General features: G+C 73.8%; 18 protein-coding genes. 14 read left to right on the forward strand and 4 right to left on the reverse strand.

Annotation, left to right across the window (positions count from 1 at the left end):
* The first annotated feature begins 40 nt into the window (after positions 1-40).
* Positions 41-1,102 carry a Wzz/FepE/Etk N-terminal domain-containing protein gene (locus ACWDBE_RS09875; protein WP_449791883.1) on the forward strand — a complete coding sequence of 354 codons (1,062 nt, stop codon included), beginning with the start codon at positions 41-43 and terminating at the stop codon, positions 1,100-1,102.
* On the forward strand, positions 1,099-2,259 hold the full coding sequence (locus ACWDBE_RS09880) for a GNAT family N-acetyltransferase (RefSeq protein ID WP_449807657.1): 1,161 nt from the start codon (positions 1,099-1,101) through the stop codon (positions 2,257-2,259). Before ACWDBE_RS09875 ends, ACWDBE_RS09880 begins: the two co-directional genes overlap by 4 nt.
* 4 nt (positions 2,260-2,263) lie before the next feature.
* Here ACWDBE_RS09880 and ACWDBE_RS09885 read toward each other — a convergent pair whose 3' ends face one another.
* A complete protein-coding gene (locus tag ACWDBE_RS09885) occupies positions 2,264-3,487 on the reverse strand; it encodes a glycoside hydrolase family 26 protein (RefSeq protein WP_449791885.1) in 1,224 nt (407 codons plus the stop codon).
* A 369-nt stretch (positions 3,488-3,856) separates the two neighbouring features.
* On the opposite strand from ACWDBE_RS09885, the gene ACWDBE_RS09890 reads away from it, so the two are divergent.
* The 9 genes from ACWDBE_RS09890 (at position 3,857) to ACWDBE_RS09930 (ending at position 11,313) form a co-directional block, all read left to right on the forward strand.
* A complete protein-coding gene (locus ACWDBE_RS09890; RefSeq protein ID WP_449807658.1) occupies positions 3,857-4,882 on the forward strand; it encodes a hypothetical protein in 1,026 nt (341 codons plus the stop codon).
* Positions 4,883-5,266: 384 nt separating this feature from the next.
* On the forward strand, positions 5,267-6,865 hold the full coding sequence (locus ACWDBE_RS09895; protein WP_355262816.1) for an ABC-F family ATP-binding cassette domain-containing protein: 1,599 nt from the start codon (positions 5,267-5,269) through the stop codon (positions 6,863-6,865).
* A gap of 327 nt (positions 6,866-7,192) precedes the next feature.
* Complete coding sequence (locus ACWDBE_RS09900) at positions 7,193-7,426, forward strand: helix-turn-helix domain-containing protein (protein WP_030059940.1); 234 nt, start codon at positions 7,193-7,195, stop codon at positions 7,424-7,426.
* 308 nt (positions 7,427-7,734) lie between these two features.
* Positions 7,735-8,541: an enoyl-CoA hydratase/isomerase family protein gene (locus ACWDBE_RS09905; protein WP_449791887.1), complete on the forward strand. Its 807-nt coding sequence runs from the start codon at positions 7,735-7,737 to the stop codon at positions 8,539-8,541.
* Between the two features lie 214 nt (positions 8,542-8,755).
* On the forward strand, positions 8,756-9,247 hold the full coding sequence (locus tag ACWDBE_RS09910) for an Asp23/Gls24 family envelope stress response protein (protein ID WP_449807680.1): 492 nt from the start codon (positions 8,756-8,758) through the stop codon (positions 9,245-9,247).
* A gap of 125 nt (positions 9,248-9,372) precedes the next feature.
* Complete coding sequence (locus tag ACWDBE_RS09915; RefSeq protein ID WP_449791889.1) at positions 9,373-9,564, forward strand: hypothetical protein; 192 nt, start codon at positions 9,373-9,375, stop codon at positions 9,562-9,564.
* Positions 9,565-9,659: 95 nt separating this feature from the next.
* Positions 9,660-9,992: a hypothetical protein gene (locus tag ACWDBE_RS09920; protein ID WP_449791890.1), complete on the forward strand. Its 333-nt coding sequence runs from the start codon at positions 9,660-9,662 to the stop codon at positions 9,990-9,992.
* Positions 9,993-10,054: 62 nt separating this feature from the next.
* Positions 10,055-10,651, forward strand: coding sequence for a DUF6286 domain-containing protein (locus ACWDBE_RS09925; RefSeq protein WP_449791891.1), 597 nt, complete (start codon positions 10,055-10,057; stop codon positions 10,649-10,651).
* Positions 10,648-11,313, forward strand: coding sequence for an alkaline shock response membrane anchor protein AmaP (locus ACWDBE_RS09930; protein WP_449791892.1), 666 nt, complete (start codon positions 10,648-10,650; stop codon positions 11,311-11,313). Before ACWDBE_RS09925 ends, ACWDBE_RS09930 begins: the two co-directional genes overlap by 4 nt.
* A gap of 74 nt (positions 11,314-11,387) precedes the next feature.
* On the opposite strand, the gene ACWDBE_RS09935 is transcribed toward ACWDBE_RS09930, so the two are convergent.
* The gene (locus tag ACWDBE_RS09935) at positions 11,388-12,149 is read right to left on the reverse strand and encodes an SDR family oxidoreductase (RefSeq protein WP_449791893.1); all 762 of its coding nucleotides are present in this window, start codon (positions 12,147-12,149) and stop codon (positions 11,388-11,390) included.
* Between the two features lie 200 nt (positions 12,150-12,349).
* Between ACWDBE_RS09935 and ACWDBE_RS09940 the strand changes: the two genes are divergently transcribed.
* Together ACWDBE_RS09940 and trxA are read left to right on the forward strand one after the other, a co-directional pair.
* Positions 12,350-12,757, forward strand: coding sequence for a MerR family transcriptional regulator (locus tag ACWDBE_RS09940; RefSeq protein ID WP_449791919.1), 408 nt, complete (start codon positions 12,350-12,352; stop codon positions 12,755-12,757).
* Positions 12,758-12,760: 3 nt separating this feature from the next.
* Entirely contained in the window at positions 12,761-13,093 is a 333-nt protein-coding gene (gene trxA / locus ACWDBE_RS09945; RefSeq protein WP_449791894.1) for a thioredoxin, read from the forward strand.
* Here trxA and ACWDBE_RS09950 read toward each other — a convergent pair.
* Both ACWDBE_RS09950 and ACWDBE_RS09955 read right to left on the reverse strand, forming a co-directional pair.
* Positions 13,090-13,887 (reverse strand): SURF1 family cytochrome oxidase biogenesis protein, encoded by a 798-nt coding sequence (locus tag ACWDBE_RS09950; protein WP_449791895.1) that lies wholly within the window; start codon positions 13,885-13,887, stop codon positions 13,090-13,092. The genes trxA and ACWDBE_RS09950 overlap by 4 nt on opposite strands.
* A 31-nt stretch (positions 13,888-13,918) precedes the next feature.
* Positions 13,919-14,914 (reverse strand): DEDDh family exonuclease, encoded by a 996-nt coding sequence (locus ACWDBE_RS09955; protein ID WP_449791896.1) that lies wholly within the window; start codon positions 14,912-14,914, stop codon positions 13,919-13,921.
* 125 nt (positions 14,915-15,039) lie between these two features.
* Between ACWDBE_RS09955 and ACWDBE_RS09960 the strand changes: the two genes are divergently transcribed.
* Positions 15,040-16,170: zinc-binding dehydrogenase (locus ACWDBE_RS09960; protein WP_449807659.1), on the forward strand; the 1,131-nt coding region annotated here is incomplete at its 3' end.

A 16,170-nucleotide genomic window follows, 5' to 3' on the forward strand; every position in this document is an offset into this window, starting at 1 on the left:
ACCGCCGGAACCGCCGTACCAGACCCAAGGAGCAACACCCATGACCACACCGCGCCGAAGCGCCCGCCGCCTGGTCCACCGCTGGTGGCCGGTGGTGCTCGCGGTTCCGCTGGGCGCCGCGGCCGGCGCCGGGTACGCCGTCGTCGCGCACCCGTCGTACGCCGCGAACGCCTACGTCCTCGTGGTCGCGCAGAACCCCGGGGAGGCCGCGATCGCGACCAACTTCGCCCAGGCGTACGGCCGGCTGGCCGGCCAGCCGCAGGTGCTCGCCGTGGCGGCCGACGAGACCGGCCACACCCGGACCGAGCTGCAGACCCTGGTGCACGGGACGACCTCGCCGGACGCCCCGATGATCGAGATCACCGGGACCGGGCGGCGCCCCCAGGACGCGGCCGGGACCGCCGACGCGGTGGCCCGCTCGCTGGTCGCCTTCGCCAACACCAGCAGCAAGGACACCAACGTCCGGCTGGTGACGCTGGCCCCGGCCGCCGCGCCGGACAAGCCGACCACGCCCTCCGGGAAGCTGGACGTCGCGGTCGGCGGCTCGGCCGGGCTGCTGCTGGGCGCGCTGGTGATGATGACCCGCCGCCGGGGCGGCGCGGGAACGTCCGAGGCCGACGCGAGCCGCGAAGCGCCGCGGGCCGCACGGGCACCGGAGGTCCCCGCCCCCGCCCCCGCTGCCTCCGCCCCCGCCCCCGCCGCCGTCGTGTCGGTGGCGGTCCCGACGCAGCCGCGGCCGCGTCGCGAGGAGCCGGCCGAGGCCGAGCCCGGGGCGGTCACCGCTCCCGAGACCGGAGGGGCGAAGGCCGCGAGCCCGAAGAAGGAGAGCGCCAGGACCACGAGAGTGAAGAAGGAGAGCCCGAAGGCCGAGAAGAAGACCGACGGCAAGGCCGACGACAAGGCCGACAAGCAGGCCGGCACCGCGCCCGTGACGGCGGAGCAGCCCGCGACGGAGCAGCCCCCGGCCGAGGACCAGGCCCCCGCCGAGGAGCAGGCCCCCGCCACCGCGGGGGAAGGCCCCGCGGCCGCCGAGGAGCAGGCTCCCGCCACCGGGAACCAGACCCCTGCCCGGAAGAAGGCCCCGGCCGGGAGCGGCCGGTGAGCACCCGCACCCGCGGGAGCAGCCTGCCCGCCCAGGCGACGGCGCCGGCCTGGACCACCGAGCTGCGCCGCGAGGACGACGCCCTGGACGTCCTCGCGGAGGAGTGGGACGACCTGGCCGCCCGCTGCCGGACCGCCACCTTCTTCCAGGCCGCCGACTGGCAGCGCTCCTGGTGGCGCCACTACGGCCGTCCCGGCGCCCTGCTCGTGGTGCTGGTCCGCCGCGAGGGCCGGCTGGTCGGCGCGGGCGCCTTCGTGCGCCGCGGCGCACCGTTCGGCGGCCTGACCGGTCTCGGCGTCGGGCTGGCCGACTACACCGACGTCCTGCTCGACGACGAGTACGCCGACCGGGCCGCCGTCGAACTCGCCGCCGCCCTCCCGCTCACCCGCCCGTGGCACTGGCTGGAGCTGCGCGAGGTCCACCCCGACGCGGCGGTGCACCGGGTGTACGGGCACTGGCGCGGCAGCCGCCGCCGCTACCGCGACTCGCTCTGCCAGTACCTGCCGGCCGTCCCGATGGACCGGCTGCTCAAACGGGTGCCCGGCAAGACCGCCCAGCGCAGCCGGGTGAAGCTCCGCAAGATCGCCGAGGCCGGCGTGAAGGTCCGTACGACCCCGGTGGCCGAGGTGCCGCAGGCGCTGGACGGGCTGCTGCGGCTGCACTTCCTGCAGTGGCAGGCGCGCGGCGTCACGCCGGAGCACCGCACCGACCGGTTCGCCCGGCACCTGACCGAGTCCACCACCGGACTGGTCGCCGCGGGCAGGGCCGTCGTCCACCAGTTCCACCTGGACGGCCAGCTGGTCGCGGTGAACCTGCTGCTGCTCTGCCCGAACTTCGGGGGGCTGTACATGTACGGCGCCCACCCGGTGCTGCGCGAGCGCCTGGACATCGCCGGGCTGCTGTTCAGCGCGGCCCTGGACGAGACCGTCGGCGCGGGCGTCCCGGTGCTCGGCCTGCTGCGCGGGCAGGAACCGTACAAGCAGCGCTGGCGGCCGGACCAGCTGTCCAACCACCGGCTGCTGCTCGGCCCGGCCGGGGCGGCACCGGCGGCCGCCCTCCGGGCCGGGGCGGTGCTCGCCCGGCAGGCGGCGGCGCACCAGCTGCGCACCCGCTTCCCCCGGCTCAAGGAGGCGCTGCTGGCCCGCCGCCGCAGCTGACCGCTCAGTGCCGGGCGTGCTTCGTGCCCGTCGGAGCGGCCGTCGCCTTGGCGGTCGTCGGACGGGCCGCCGGGTGCGGCGTCGCACTCGGCGCGGCGCGGCCCCCGGGCGCGGCCGGCGAGTCCACGGGGCCGGCCGGGCCCGGCGCCGCGGGCACGCCGGGGGCCGCCGCGGTGGGCGTCGGCGAGGGCGCCCCCTTCGACCCGGCCATCAACCCCTTGAACATCGCCGCCGAGCGCGGATTGCGCTCGCACTGGAAGAAGCCGTGCGGACAGTAGTCGGTGACGGTCTGGTAGGCGGTGTCGTGGGTGCGGATCCAGTCGACCATCCGCTGCACGAACTCGGGGTTGTCGCCGTTGCGGAACAGCCCCCACTCCGGGTACGAGACCGGCTTGCCGCGTTTGGCGGCGAACTCCACCTGGTCCTGGAGGCCGTACGGCTCGCGCACGTAGTCGTCGAAGGTGCCGCCGGCGGGCTGGTCGTAGTTGTCCATGCCGATGATGTCGACCACGTCGTCGCCGGGGTAGCACTTGGTCCAGGGGATGGCGTCCAGGCCGCGGCTGGGGGCGAAGTCGAAGCGGAAGCGCTGCCCGGGCACCGAGCGCATCACCTCGACGATCCGCCGCCAGTACGTCTTCCACGCCGACGGGTCGGGCTTGCAGCGGTGGGCGTAGGTGGTGCCGTTCATCTCCCAGCCGAGCGTGAGCACGGTGTCCGGACTGCCCAGCGCGACCAGTCGGCGCGCGAGCTTGAGGAAGTGCCCGTCGAAGTCCCCGCGCGCCCCCTGGGCGAGCAGTTCGGCGACCTCGTCGTCCGACACCTTCGCCTCGCTGGGCACCAGCATCGGCACACCGAGCACCAGCAGCCGCGACGGGTCGGCCTGCCGCCACTGCGACCAGAGGCCGAGCACCATCGGCTCGCCCTCGATGTCGCTCCAGCCGTTGCCCGCCAGGTAGGTGTGGCCGACCTGGATGTTCGCGTCGCCCAGCCACTGCGCGTACCGGCCGATCTGCGGGATGTAGTCGTCCCAGGAGCCGACGAACGCGCCGAACGGCGGCTCGTGGCTCGGCCGCTGGACCGGCGGGCGCGGGGCCGGACCGCGCGGCTCGACGGCGTCCGAGGAGAGGGTGTGCCGTTCGGTCTGGCTGAACGGCGTCCCGGCCGGAACGCTGGCCGTGGCCATCAGCAGCAGGGTGGCGGCGGCCAGCGTCAGGCGGCCGATTCGCATGGTGCTCTCCTCCGGAGTCTCGTGGGCGGGGAGCCACGGTCACGGCGTGGACGGACCGTGGCGCCCCGCTCGCTGACAGTAGGCCCGAAGAGGGACGAAGGGGCCGAATGTCACCCCAAAGTGGGCGCCGATCGAACGTCGGCTGCCACGGCGGCCGACGACCGGCGGCCATGTATCAACTCTGTAACGGTCCCGCCGGGCCGCTGCGGCCCGCTCCGGCGCGCCCGCCGGAGCGGCCGCGGCCCCGACGGCGCAGGTGGGCGGGCGGACGTGCGGGGAGGGCGCGCGGGGCCGGGCGGACGCCGGGCGGGAGGTGTCGGCGGCGGAACCGGCCTGACTCGCGGGCCCGGTGAAAGGTACCCTGCGGCCGTGTCCTGGAAGCCGCTGCGTGTACTGACCCCCCGCTCGATCCTGCCTGCCTCGGCGGTGGTGCTGGTCCTTGCGGCCGGAGCGGCGGCACACGCGAACAAGCCGGTGCCGTTCGGCGACCGGGTGGCGGGACCGGGTGACGCGGGGGCGACTCCGGTCAACTCCGAGTCGCTCAGCTCGGCCGACCTCGACCTGCGGGTGGGCCCGGGCCTGGAAGCCTTCCACAAGCAGACCGGCGAGCACGCCTGGTCCTACCGCCGCGAGGGCGCCGAGGCGCTCTACCTGGCGATGGCCGGCGACAACGCCATCGTGGTCTGGGACGACGGCATGGTGACCTCGGTGCGGCCCGGCGACCACGAGGTGCGCTGGCACCGCGCGGTGCCCGGCCTGGCCGACTGGCTGCGCGGCGACGGCGAACCCGGCGCCGACAAGCGGACCGAGGCCCAGCGCAAGGCGCTCGCCACGCAGCGGGCCGCGGGCGCGCTGCACACCGTCCAGCGGGACGGCTCGCCCTGGCTGGCCCTGGTCACGCCGAACCTGACCATGGGCCTGCGCGACGCCGACGGCGACCTGCGCTACAACGACAAGCCCTCAGGCGGCTGCGTCTACGACCCGCTGCGCGCCGTCCACACCGACTACGCCGTGCTCATTCCGCGCACCTGCACCAACAGCAGCGGGCAGGCCGTGTCCGGCGGCGTCACCGGCTACCGGCTGGACAGCAACGGCTGGGCGACGAGCACCGGCCCGAACGCCACGGTCAAGGTGCTGGATCGCAGCCGGGTGGAGATCACCGACGGCCCGATCGTCCCGCCCAGGGTGTTCGACACCAAGGCGGCGGCGCCCGAGACGCCCTGCGGCAGCGTGGACGCGCCGTTCGCCGCGGTCCGTCCGCAGGGCGGCTGCGCGGCGGACCCGTCGGCGCTCCTCCCGGCCGCGGGCGAGTCGGCGGCCGCCGGCACCGCCCCGGACGCCCCGGCGGCGGACTCCGCGGCGCCTGCGGGGGACCAGCCGGCCGGACAGCCGTAGTAGTCGCGGCCGTCGCGGTCGGTCGCGGGCCGCGGGCGTCTCCGGTCGCGGCTACCGGGTCGGCCCGCGGACGGCGGCCTCCGGCCCGGGGCGACGGCCTCGGCCCGGGACGAGGCTTCGGTCCGAGGTGGTGGCCCCGGTCCGGGCGGCCCTCGGCCGGGACCGGCGGGCCCGGTGCCCGGTGGGTACCCCAGGCCGGTACTTCTCCGGAGGCGACACGCGGGGCCCGGTAGACTTGCCGCCATGGCTATCTTCTCCGGGCAATAGCGGGTGGCGGCGCCACGAGGGCCGCGCCGACCGCCGTTGAAGTCCCCCTCACGCCAACCCGGCCCCGGGTCCGTCGTACCCGGCCGCCCGCCCACGTCCCAGGAGTAGTCCTCAGCCATGATTTCCGCCAACGCCCTCGAACTGCGTGCCGGTGCCCGGATCCTGATCGAGTCCGCGAGTTTCAAGGTCGCCGCCGGCGACCGGATCGGCCTGGTCGGCCGCAACGGCGCCGGCAAGACCACGCTCACCAAGGTGCTGGCCGGCGAGGGCCTGCCCGCCGCCGGCACCGTCACCCGGTCGGGCGAGGTCGGCTACCTCCCGCAGGACCCGCGCACCGGTGACCTGGACGTCCTCGCCAAGGACCGGATCCTGTCCGCCCGCGGCCTCGACACCGTGCTGAAGAAGATGCGCGAGAACGAGGACCGGATGGCCAACGGCAAGGGCGCCACCCGGGACAACGCGATGAAGAAGTACGCCCGGCTGGAGACCGAGTTCCTCACCAAGGGCGGGTACGCCGCCGAGGCCGAGGCCGCCACCATCGCCGCCGCGCTGGGCCTGCCGGACCGCATCCTCGGCCAGCCGTTGCACACCCTCTCCGGCGGTCAGCGCCGCCGCGTCGAGCTGGCCAGGATCCTCTTCTCGGACTCCGACGTGCTGCTGCTCGACGAGCCCACCAACCACCTTGACGCCGACTCGATCGTCTGGCTGCGGGACTTCCTGAAGACGTACAAGGGCGGCTTCATCGTCATCTCGCACGACGTCGACCTGGTCGAGACGGTCGTCAACAAGGTGTTCTACCTGGACGCCAACCGCTCCTGCATCGACGTCTACAACATGGGCTGGAAGCAGTACCAGCAGCAGCGCGAGGACGACGAGAAGCGCCGCAAGCGCGAGCGGGCCAACGCCGAGAAGAAGGCCGCGACCCTCAACGCCCAGGCCGACAAGATGCGCGCCAAGGCGACCAAGACGGTGGCAGCGCAGAACATGGCCCGCCGTGCCGACAAGTTGCTCTCCGGCCTGGAGCAGGTGCGCCAGAGCGACAAGGTCGCCAAGCTGCGCTTCCCGGAGCCGGCCCCGTGCGGCAAGACCCCGCTGACCGCCAGCGGCCTGTCCAAGTCCTACGGCTCGCTGGAGATCTTCACCGACGTCGACCTGGCGATCGACCGCGGTTCGCGGGTCGTCGTGCTCGGCTTCAACGGCGCCGGCAAGACCACCCTGCTGCGGATGCTGGCCGGGGTGGAGCAGCCGGACACCGGCGAGGTGATCCCGGGCCACGGCCTGAAGATCGGCTACTACGCCCAGGAGCACGAGACGCTCGACCCGGACCGCAGCGTGCTGGAGAACATGCGCTCGGCCGCGCCGGACACCGACCTGGTGCAGATCCGCAAGATCCTCGGCTCCTTCCTGTTCTCCGGCGACGACGTCGACAAGCCGGCCGGGGTGCTCTCCGGTGGTGAGAAGACCCGTCTGGCGCTGGCCACCCTGGTGGTCTCCTCCGCCAACGTGCTGCTGCTCGACGAGCCCACCAACAACCTCGACCCGGCCAGCCGCGAGGAGATCCTGGGCGCGCTGCGCGAGTTCTCCGGGGCGGTCGTCCTGGTCACCCACGACGAGGGCGCGGTCGAGGCGCTCGACCCGGAGCGGATCATCCTGCTGCCGGACGGCGTGGAGGACCTCTGGAACCCGTCCTACGCCGATCTGGTCTCCTTGGCCTGACCGGAAGTAGACGCGAGATCCGCTTTTCGGATGAGAATATCTAGTCCTTTCGGCGTGTCCGGGAATGAAGTAGACCCGGATTCCGTTTAAGGACTTTCCGTCGGCCCGCCACTCGATCGTGGTCGGGCCGACGCTGCTGATCAGCTATTTCTCGGCGAACGGCGACTTCCACCCGGGGGCGTGCACTCTGTGTGAGCGCCCTGATGCGCTCGGATCACCACCGTAGGACCACGCATTTCCGACATCGACCTTGTCGAATGGGTGGCCAGGACGCGATGGATGGGTGATCATGGGAATCTGACCGAGCAACGCTACGAGGAGGCACGGGTGGCCGAGACTCTGAAAAAGGGCAGCCGGGTGACCGGTGCCGCGCGTGAGAAGCTCGCGGCCGATCTCAAGAAGAAGTACGACTCCGGGGCGAGCATTCGCGCTCTCGCGGAGGAGACCGGTCGTTCGTACGGCTTCGTGCACCGGATGCTGAGCGAATCCGGAGTCATTCTCCGGGGCCGCGGCGGTGCCACGCGGGGCAAGAACAAGGCAACTGCCGGGGCCGGGTCCTGACGGTTGGTCAGCCACCGGCTGGATGACGCGGCGGCAGGGCGCCGGCCGAGGAGACGGCAGCTGACCACCAGCTGGGCGTCCGCCCTCGGGCCGTGTGAACCGGCCGCCGATCGTCATGTCCGGGATGTCGTCCGCCCCCCGGTTCTTCATGTCCGTTCGTTTTCCTTTCGAGCTTCGCTCCGCTCCGCTTTAGCGTTTCGTCGAGCGCCGTGGGCCCCGTCGATCTTTTCGGGTCGGGGCCCCTGCCCTCGCGTCTCGAGTTTTGTTACTCTCCGGTAGCCAAGTCCCTCGCCACCGGAGGTTCCCGCATGACCGCTCCCGCCACCGACCCGCAGGCCCCGAGCTGGGAGCGCGACGGCGTCCGCCTGGAGATCGACGGTGAACTCGCCGTCGTCACCCTGTGCCTGCCCAAGCGGCGCAACGCCCAGTCGCCCGCGCTCTGGCGCGCCCTCACCGCGGCCGGCCGCGAGCTGCCCGGAAGCGTCCGGGTGGTGCTGCTGCGCGCGGAGGGCGTCTCCTTCTCCGCCGGGCTGGACCGGGCCATGTTCACCCCCGAGGGCATCCCGGGCGAGCCCACCTTCCTCCAGCTCGCCGCCTCCAGCGACCAGGAGCTGGACGACGCCATCGCCTCCTACCAGGAGGCCTTCACCTGGTGGCGCCGCCCGGACCTGATCTCCATCGCGGCGGTCCAGGGCCACGCCGTCGGCGCGGGCTTCCAGCTGGCCCTCGGCTGCGACCTGCGGGTGGTCGCCGAGGACGTCCGGTTCGCGATGAAGGAGACCTCGCTGGGCCTCGTCCCGGACCTGGCCGGCACCAAGCCGCTCACCGACCTCGTCGGCTACGCGCGGGCACTGGAGATCTGCGCGACCGGCCGCTGGGTGGGTGCCGAGGAGGCCGCCGCGATCGGGCTGGCCAACCTGGCGGTGCCGGGCGAGGAACTGGACGCCGCCGCCCGCGACCTCGCGGCGGCCCTGCTGGCCGCTCCGCGCGGGGCCGTGATCGAGACCAAGGCCCTGCTGCAGGGGGCCGCCGGGCGCTCCTTCGACGAGCAGCGTTCGGCCGAACGGGCGGCGCAGGCCCGCCGACTGCGGGAACTCGCCGGGATCGGCGACTGACCGCGCGGTGACGGCGCAGGGCCCGGCCCCGGGAGGATCTCCCGGGGCCGGGCCCTGTCCTTTGTGCGGGGCGGGAGCTTCCGTGCGGGGATCCGGCCGTCGGCGCTCGGCGGGCGGGGTTCGTGGCGAAATGCCAGAGTTGTGGAGGCTTGCGATATAGCTGGAGCCGCACGACGGGAGAAGCGCCATGTCTGACACTCCGACGCCCGCGACCATGCACAAGCACACCGGCGGCGGCAGCGCCGCGACCGCCGGCCCGCCGCCGGGGGCCGGCGGCGGTGCCAGGCCGGCCGGCGAGCGCGGCCGCACCGCGCTGGCCGTCGGCGTGGTGGAGAAGATCGCCGGGATGGCCGCCCGTGAGGTCGCCGGGATCCACGCGCTCGGCTCCGGGCTCGCCCGTACCTTCGGCGCGATGCGGGACCGGGTGCCCGGCGGCAAGCCCAGCGTCGGGCGGGGCATCAAGGCCGAGGTCGGCGAGAAACAGACCGCGATCGACATCGCCCTGGTGGTCGAGTACGGCGTGGTCATTCCCGAACTCGCCCGCCAGGTGCGGGAGAACATCATCAACGCGGTCGAACGGATGACCGGCCTGGAGGTCGTCGAGGTCAACATCGCGGTCAACGACGTCCACCTCCCGGACGAACCGGAGTTCGAGGAGGAAGAGGTGCCGGAGACGGCGCCCGGGCAGCGGCCGAAGCTCAAGTAGCGCGTTCGGCGGCGGGGCCGGGCGGGGCGGGGGCGGGTTGTCGGTGGCTCGGCGGTGGGTCGGTGGCGGGTTGGCGGCGGTCGGATCAGGGCCGGACGAGGTAGCTGGAGACGAGGGAGTAGCGGATGAACCTGGCCATCATCGGCCTGGCGGCGGGTATGGCCCTCGGCTTCGCCGGGTACTTCGGCGGATTCGCGGCCTTCCTGCTGGTGGGCGCGCTCGGGCTGGTCGGCTTCGTGGTCGGGCGCCTGCTGGAGGGAGACATCGAGCTGGGCGACCTCGGGGACCTGCTCCGCGGCCGCGACCGGCGTCACTGATGGCGGGCGTTGCGTCCGGTCCGGGGCGGGTTGCGGTCCCTTCCCGTTCGGGCTCCGGTCCGGATTCCTCGGCGGTCCCCGGGTCGGGTTCCGCCGTGGGATCCGTGCCGGGCCGTCGGGGGCGGCTCCGGGTCGCCGACCGGGTGTACGCCCGGATCGCGGCCCGGGCCGCCCGGGAGGTGCTCGCCGAGGCCTGGCCCGCCGGGCGGGCGAAGGGGGCGCCGCCGCATGTCTCGGTGACCGTACCGGGCAGCACGGTGATGGTCCGGGTGGAGCTCGAGCTGCCGTTCCCCTCGGACATCGCGGCGCTGGCCGGGGCGGCGCGGCAGCGGATCGCCGAGCGGGTGGTGGGGTTGACCGGGACGAGGGTGTCGGAAGTGGTCGTCGTGGTCGAGAAGTTGGTGACGGGGGGCGCCTCGTGGGCGTGAACGCGGAGGATTCCGCGACGGCCGGCGTGGAAGGGGCGGCGCCGGAAGCCCGGCGGCGGAGGGTGAGACGGCTGCGGGCTCCGCGTACGGCCGCGGCGGCGCTGGTGGCGACCGGGGTGCTGGTGGTGGCGGGGGCGCTGCTGTACGACGTGATCGCGGTGCGGGTGGGGCAGCCGGCGCGGCGGTGGCGGGCACAGATCGCGGACGAGCTGGCGACACGCCACCTCGACGACCTGGGAGTGCTGGTGGGGGCCGGAGTGGCGACCGTGCTCGGTGGGTGGTTGCTGTGGCTGGCCGTCGCGCCAGGGCTGCGGCGGTGGCTCGTGCTGCGTCCGTACGGAGGGACGTCGGCGGCCATCGACCGGGCCGGGGTCGGGCACCTGTTGGCGGACCGGGCGGCGGGCCTGGACGGGATCGACCACCTGCGGATCCAGGTCGGTCGGCGGCGGGTCCGGATCTCGCTGGCGGGGGTGGCGGATCCGGCGTTGGTGCAGCGGCAGCTGCGGGACGAGCTGGAGCGGGTGGGGCTGGGGCGGCCGTTGCGGCTGGACGTGCGGATGGCCCGAGGGGCCGCCGGCGCGGTGGGGGAGGACTTCGGCTCGGGGACCGGCGCGGGGACGGGCGGCGGCGCGGGTCGCGGTGAGGGGGTGGCGGGGTGAGGAGGACGGTCGTCAACCGGGCGCTGCTGGCGCTGGTGGGCGCGGTGCTCTTGGGCGTCGGGGTGCTGGTGTTGGCGGGCGGGCTCGACCTGTACCGGCGGCTGGGCGTACATCCGCCGGACTGGTGGCCGCTCACCTCGCCCGACCAGCCGGTGGTGAGCGCGCGTTCGCGGAGGCAGTGGGTGGCGTCGACGTGGTGGTGGCCGACGGTGATCGGCGGGTTGGCCGTGCTGGTGGCCGGGATGGCGTGGTGGCTGGTCGCGCAGCTGCGGCGCAGCGGGCTGCCGAGCATCGCGGTGCCGACGCCGGGCGTGAGCGGGCTGCGACTGCGGATCGGTGCGCGGGCGCTGGAAGAGGCGCTGGAGAACGGGACGGCGGTGCTGCCGGAGGTCGAGCGGGCCGGGGTGCGGCTGGTGCGGGCACCGAGGCATCCGCGGTTGCGAGGCGCGGTGCGGTTGCGGCCGGGCGGGGATCCGGCCGCGCTGGTGGAGCACTTCGAGGACGGGCCCCGGGCGGATGCGTGCGGGAGCCTGCGGCTGGCGGAGCTGCCGGCCGATCTGCGCATCCGGGTCCTGCAGGCGGCCCCCGCCGAGCCGCGGCACGGGTGGGGGCGGCGGGGTCGGCGGGGGCGTTGGGGGCGTCGGCAGTCGAGGGTGGAGTAGCCGGGACGGAGTCGTCGGGACTGACTGATCGGGATCGATTGGTCAGGAATGAGTGATTGAGAGTTGCGAGGGCGTCAGAGGGTGCGGAGGGCGCCGCCGTCGACGGGGACCATGAGGCCGGTCAGGTAGGAGGCGGCGGGGGAGAGCAGGAAGGCGGCGACCTTGCCGAACTCCTCGGGGGCGCCGTACCGGCCCAGCGGGATGGTGGCGGCGGCCTTGGCGCGAGCGGCCTCGGGGTCGGGGGTGAGGCCGTCGAGCTCGCGGACCCGGTCGGTGTCGATCCGGCCCGGGAGCAGGCCGAGCACACGGATGCCGCGGGGGCCGAGCTCGTCGGCGAGGGACTTGGCGGCCATGGCGAGGCCCGGGCGCAGGCCGTTGGAGATGCCGAGGCCCGGGATCGGCTGGCGGACCGAGCTGGAGAGCACGAAGGCGATCACACCGCCCTCGGGGAGCGCGGCGGCGGTGGCGCGGGCGAGCCGGAGGGCACCGAGGAAGACGGACTCGAAGGCGTCGCGCCAGGCGTCCTCGGGGGTGGTCTCGACGGGGCCCGCCTGGGGGCCGCCGACGCTGATCAGGATGCCGTCGAGACGGCCGAAGTGGTGCCGAGCCTCGGAGATGAGGCGCTCGGGGGTGTCGGGGTCGGCGTTGTCGGCGACGAGGCCCCGGGCGGTGCCGAGGGTCCCGAGTTCGGCGACAGCGGTGTCGACGGCCTGCTGGGTCCGGCCGCTGATGAGCACGCGGGCGCCGTCGGCGGCGAGTTCGCGGGCGCCGGCGAGGCCGAGGCCTCGGGTGGCGCCGGTGACGATGTAGGCCTTGTCTTTCAGTCCGAGATCCATGGGGACATAGTGCCCGGTGGGGGTTGGTGCTCGGGGGGTGGGCTCTCGGCATGGTTGGGCCGGGGGCGGCTCCGGGGGGTGGGGAGGCCGCCGTCCGATGGGGTCGGGCGAGGGGTGATCGGGAGCCGGGGCAGGGCTGGCGTTGACGTCGGGGGGAAGGTTTACGGTCGTTGCCGGAAGTGCGGGAGGAGTGGTTCGGCGTGCGGATCGGGGAGTTGGCGGAGCGGGCGGGGACGACCACGCGGGCGTTGCGGTACTACGAGCAGTTGGGATTGTTGCCGGCCCGGCGGGCGGGCAACGGGTACCGGGCGTACGACGAGGGGGATCTGCGGTTGCTGCGGGAGATCCGGATGTTGCAGGACTTCGGGTTCGGGCTGGAGGAGACCAGGCCGTTCGTGGAGTGTCTGCGGGCGGGGCACCCGGAGGGGGACTCGTGCCCGGCCTCCCTGGAGGTGTACCGGCGGAAGTTGGGGGAGCTGGACGAGTGCATCGCCCGGCTCCAGGAGGTGCGGGCGCAGGTGGCGGGGCAGTTCGATCGGGCCGTGCGGGCACGGGACGAGTTGGCCGCCGTCCGGGAGCCGCCCCGCTGTGAACTGGTGAAGGAGTAGACGGTGGTGGAGATCACGGGTGTGCAGGCGGTGACGGACGACACGTTCGCCGCGGAGGTGCTGGCGGCCGAGGGCCCGGTGCTGGTGGACTTCACGGCGGACTGGTGCCCGCCGTGCCGGATGATGGCGCCGGTGCTGGCGGACATCGCGCGGGAGGAAGCGCACCGGTTGCGGGTGGTGAGCGTGGACGTGGACCGCAACCCACGGACGCAGGCGGCGTACGGGGTGTTGTCGATGCCGACGCTGATGGTGTTCCGGGGCGGGCAGCCGGTGCGGTCGGTGGTGGGGGCGCGGGCGAAGGCGCGGTTGCTGCGGGAGCTGGACGACGTGCTCTAGGCGGGGACGGCCTCGAGCGGGACCTCGGCTTCGGCGGCCTGCTTGGCGCGGTCCTTGGCCTCGCGGCGGGCGAGGACCCAGACGCCGACCGGGATCATCGCGGTGAACAGCCACCACTGGATCGCGTAGGCCATGTGCGGGCCGATGTCGGAGTGGTTGGGCTCGGGGATCAGCTGGGGCTGGTCGGCCGGGGCCGGGGTGGTGCCGGTGAGTTCGAGGTAGCCGCCGAGGAGGGGGACGCCGGTCCGCTTGGCCTGCTCGTCGGTGTTGATCAGGTTGAACTGGCGGTCCGGCAAGCCGGTGCGGTCCTTGATGCCGCTGGCGCCGTACGTCTCCTCGGCGCGCAGGCGGCCGGTGAGGGAGACCTCGCCGGCGGGGGCGGCCGGGACGGGCGGGTACTCGGTGGCCCCGTCGCCGGAGGCGACCCAGCCGCGGTTGACCAGGACGGTGCCCTTGCCGTCGGCGAGCTGGAACGGGGTCACGACGAAGTAGCCGATGGTCCCGCTGGAGTCGGTCCGCTTGCGGACCACGAACTCGTGTGCCGGGTCGTACTGACCGGTGGCGGTCGCCGCGCGCCAGGTGAGGTCCTTGGGGACCGCGAAGCCGGGGGTCGGCGACAGGGTGTCGAAGGGGACCGGCGCGGCCGTGAGGGCCTGGCCGATCAGCTCGTTCCTGGCCACCCGTGCCTCGTGGCGGTGCAGCTGCCAGAAGCCCAGCTTGATCGTCGCGGGGATCAGCAGCAGTGCGACCAGCATGGTGATCAACCACTGTCGGGTCAGCAGAAAACGGTACACATGGGAACGGTACGCCGACCTCACAACCGGCTCACGCACCGGGGTGCGGGGCGACCTCGCGCAGCAGCTGGAGGAAGGCGTCCTCGCCGACGACGGGGGTGCCGACCTCGCGGGCCTTGCGGGCCTTGCCGCTCCAGCTGTCCGGTTCGTTGGTGACCAGCAGGCTGGTGAGGCGGCTCACGGAGGTGGCGATGTGCAGTCCGGCCTCGACCGCGCGGTCCTCCAGGACCTCGCGGTCGGTGGCGGTGTCGCCGGTGATGGCCACCCGCATGCCCTGGACCAGAGGCTTGCCGTCCTCCCAGCGCCCCGGGTTGGGGTACGGGCAGGGCGGGCGCTTCTTGGCCTGGCGGTACGTGGCGCCGGTCCAGCCGGCGCGGCTCGGGCCGGCGGGCTCCTCCTCGCCGAGGTCGGTGACCGCGACGCAGTTCTGCAGCGGCAGCGGCACGCCGCCGTCACGGGCGAGGTGCAGGCTGGGGCGGAAGGCCTCGGCGAGCACCCGGGCGTCGTCCAGGGCGTTGTGGGCATGGCGCTGCTGGACGCCGAAGTGGGCGGCGAGCGAGGACAGCTTGCCGTTGGGCAGTGGCAGCCGCAGGTCGCGGGAGAGGACCATGGTGCACAGCCGCTGCTCGACCGGGGCGCGCAGGCCGGCCCGGGAGAACTCGCGGGAGATCATGTTCCAGTCGAACAGCGCGTTGTGCGCGACCAGGACGCGGTCGCGCAGACGCGCGGCGAACTCGTCGGCGATCTGCCGGAACGTCGGGGCGGTGGCGAGCAGTTCGGCGGTGAGGCCGTGGATCCAGACCGGGCCCGGGTCCCGTCCGGGGTTGACCAGGGTGTACCAGTGGTCGACGACGTCGCCGTCCGGGTCCAGCTGGTAGACGCCCGCCGAGATGACGCGGTCGGAGCGGCCGAGCCCGGTGGTCTCGACGTCGACGACCGCGAAGCCCCGGGAGGGGTCGGCGGAGCGCTGCGCGGGGACCGGCGCGGTCCGCGGCACTCCGTACGTCTCGGGCTGGATCGGTTGCATGGTCCAACAGGATAAGGGGCCGGGCGGGGGGTTCCGGCCGGAATGATCCGATGGACCGGCCGGAATAGAGTGGTCGCGGGGGGTGTCGTACACCTGGTCGAAACCGTTCAGCTAAGGAACAGCGCATGCGTGCCACCGTGATTCACGGCCCCAAGGACATCCGGATCGAGGAAGTCCCGGACCCGGTGATCCAGCACCCGACGGACGTGGTGCTCCGGGTGGTGAACGCCTGTATCTGCGGCAGCGATCTGTGGGCCTACCGCGGGGTGGCGCACCGGGTGGCCGGGCAGCGGATCGGGCACGAGTTCCTCGGGGTGGTCGAGGAGGCCGGCGCCGAGGTGCGCGGCTTCGTCAAGGGCGACCTGGTGGTGGCACCGTTCGTCTGGTCGGACGGGACGTGTGACTTCTGTCTCGAAGGCCTCCAGACCTCCTGCCCGCACGGCGGGTTCTGGGGGCAGGTCGGTTCGGACGGCGGCCAGGGCGAGGCGGTGCGGGTGCCGTTCGCGGACGGGACGCTGGTGAAGCTGCCGAAGGAGGCGGCGGGCGACGAGAAGCTGCTGCCCGGGCTGCTGGCGCTGTCCGACGTGATGTCGACCGGACACCACGCGGCGGTCTCGGCGCGGGTGCGGCCCGGCGCGACGGTCGCGGTGGTCGGCGACGGTGCGGTGGGCCTGTGCGGCGTCCTGGCGGCGCACAGGCTGGGCGCGGGCCGGATCATCGCGCTGGGCCGGCACACGGCCCGTACCGAGCTGGCCCGTCGCTTCGGCGCGACGGACGTGGTGGCGGAGCGCGGCGAGGCCGCGGTCGAGGCGGTGAAGGAGCTGACCGGCGGTCAGGGCGCGCACGCCGTCCTGGAGGCGGTCGGTACCGAGGAGTCGATGCGGACGGCCGTCTCGATCGCCCGGGACGGCGGCGCGGTGGGCTACGTCGGGGTGCCGCACGGCGGCAGCGCGGGCGTCGACATCGGTCAGATGTTCGGCCGAAACGTTTCGCTGAACGGCGGAGTCGCCCCGGCCCGTGCGTACATCCCCGAACTGCTGCCGGACGTGCTCTCGGGCGCCATCGAGCCGGGGCTGGTCTTCGACCGCACCGTCGGCCTGGACGACGTTCCGGACGGCTACCGCGCGATGGACGACCGCTCGGCCCTGAAGGTGCGGATCGCTGTCTACACCTCGGGCACCACCGGTAAGCCCAAGGGCATCCTGCACACCTCGGGCGGCTACCTCACCCAGGCCAGCTACACCCACCACGCGGTC

This window comes from Kitasatospora sp. NPDC001132 (assembly GCF_053598415.1).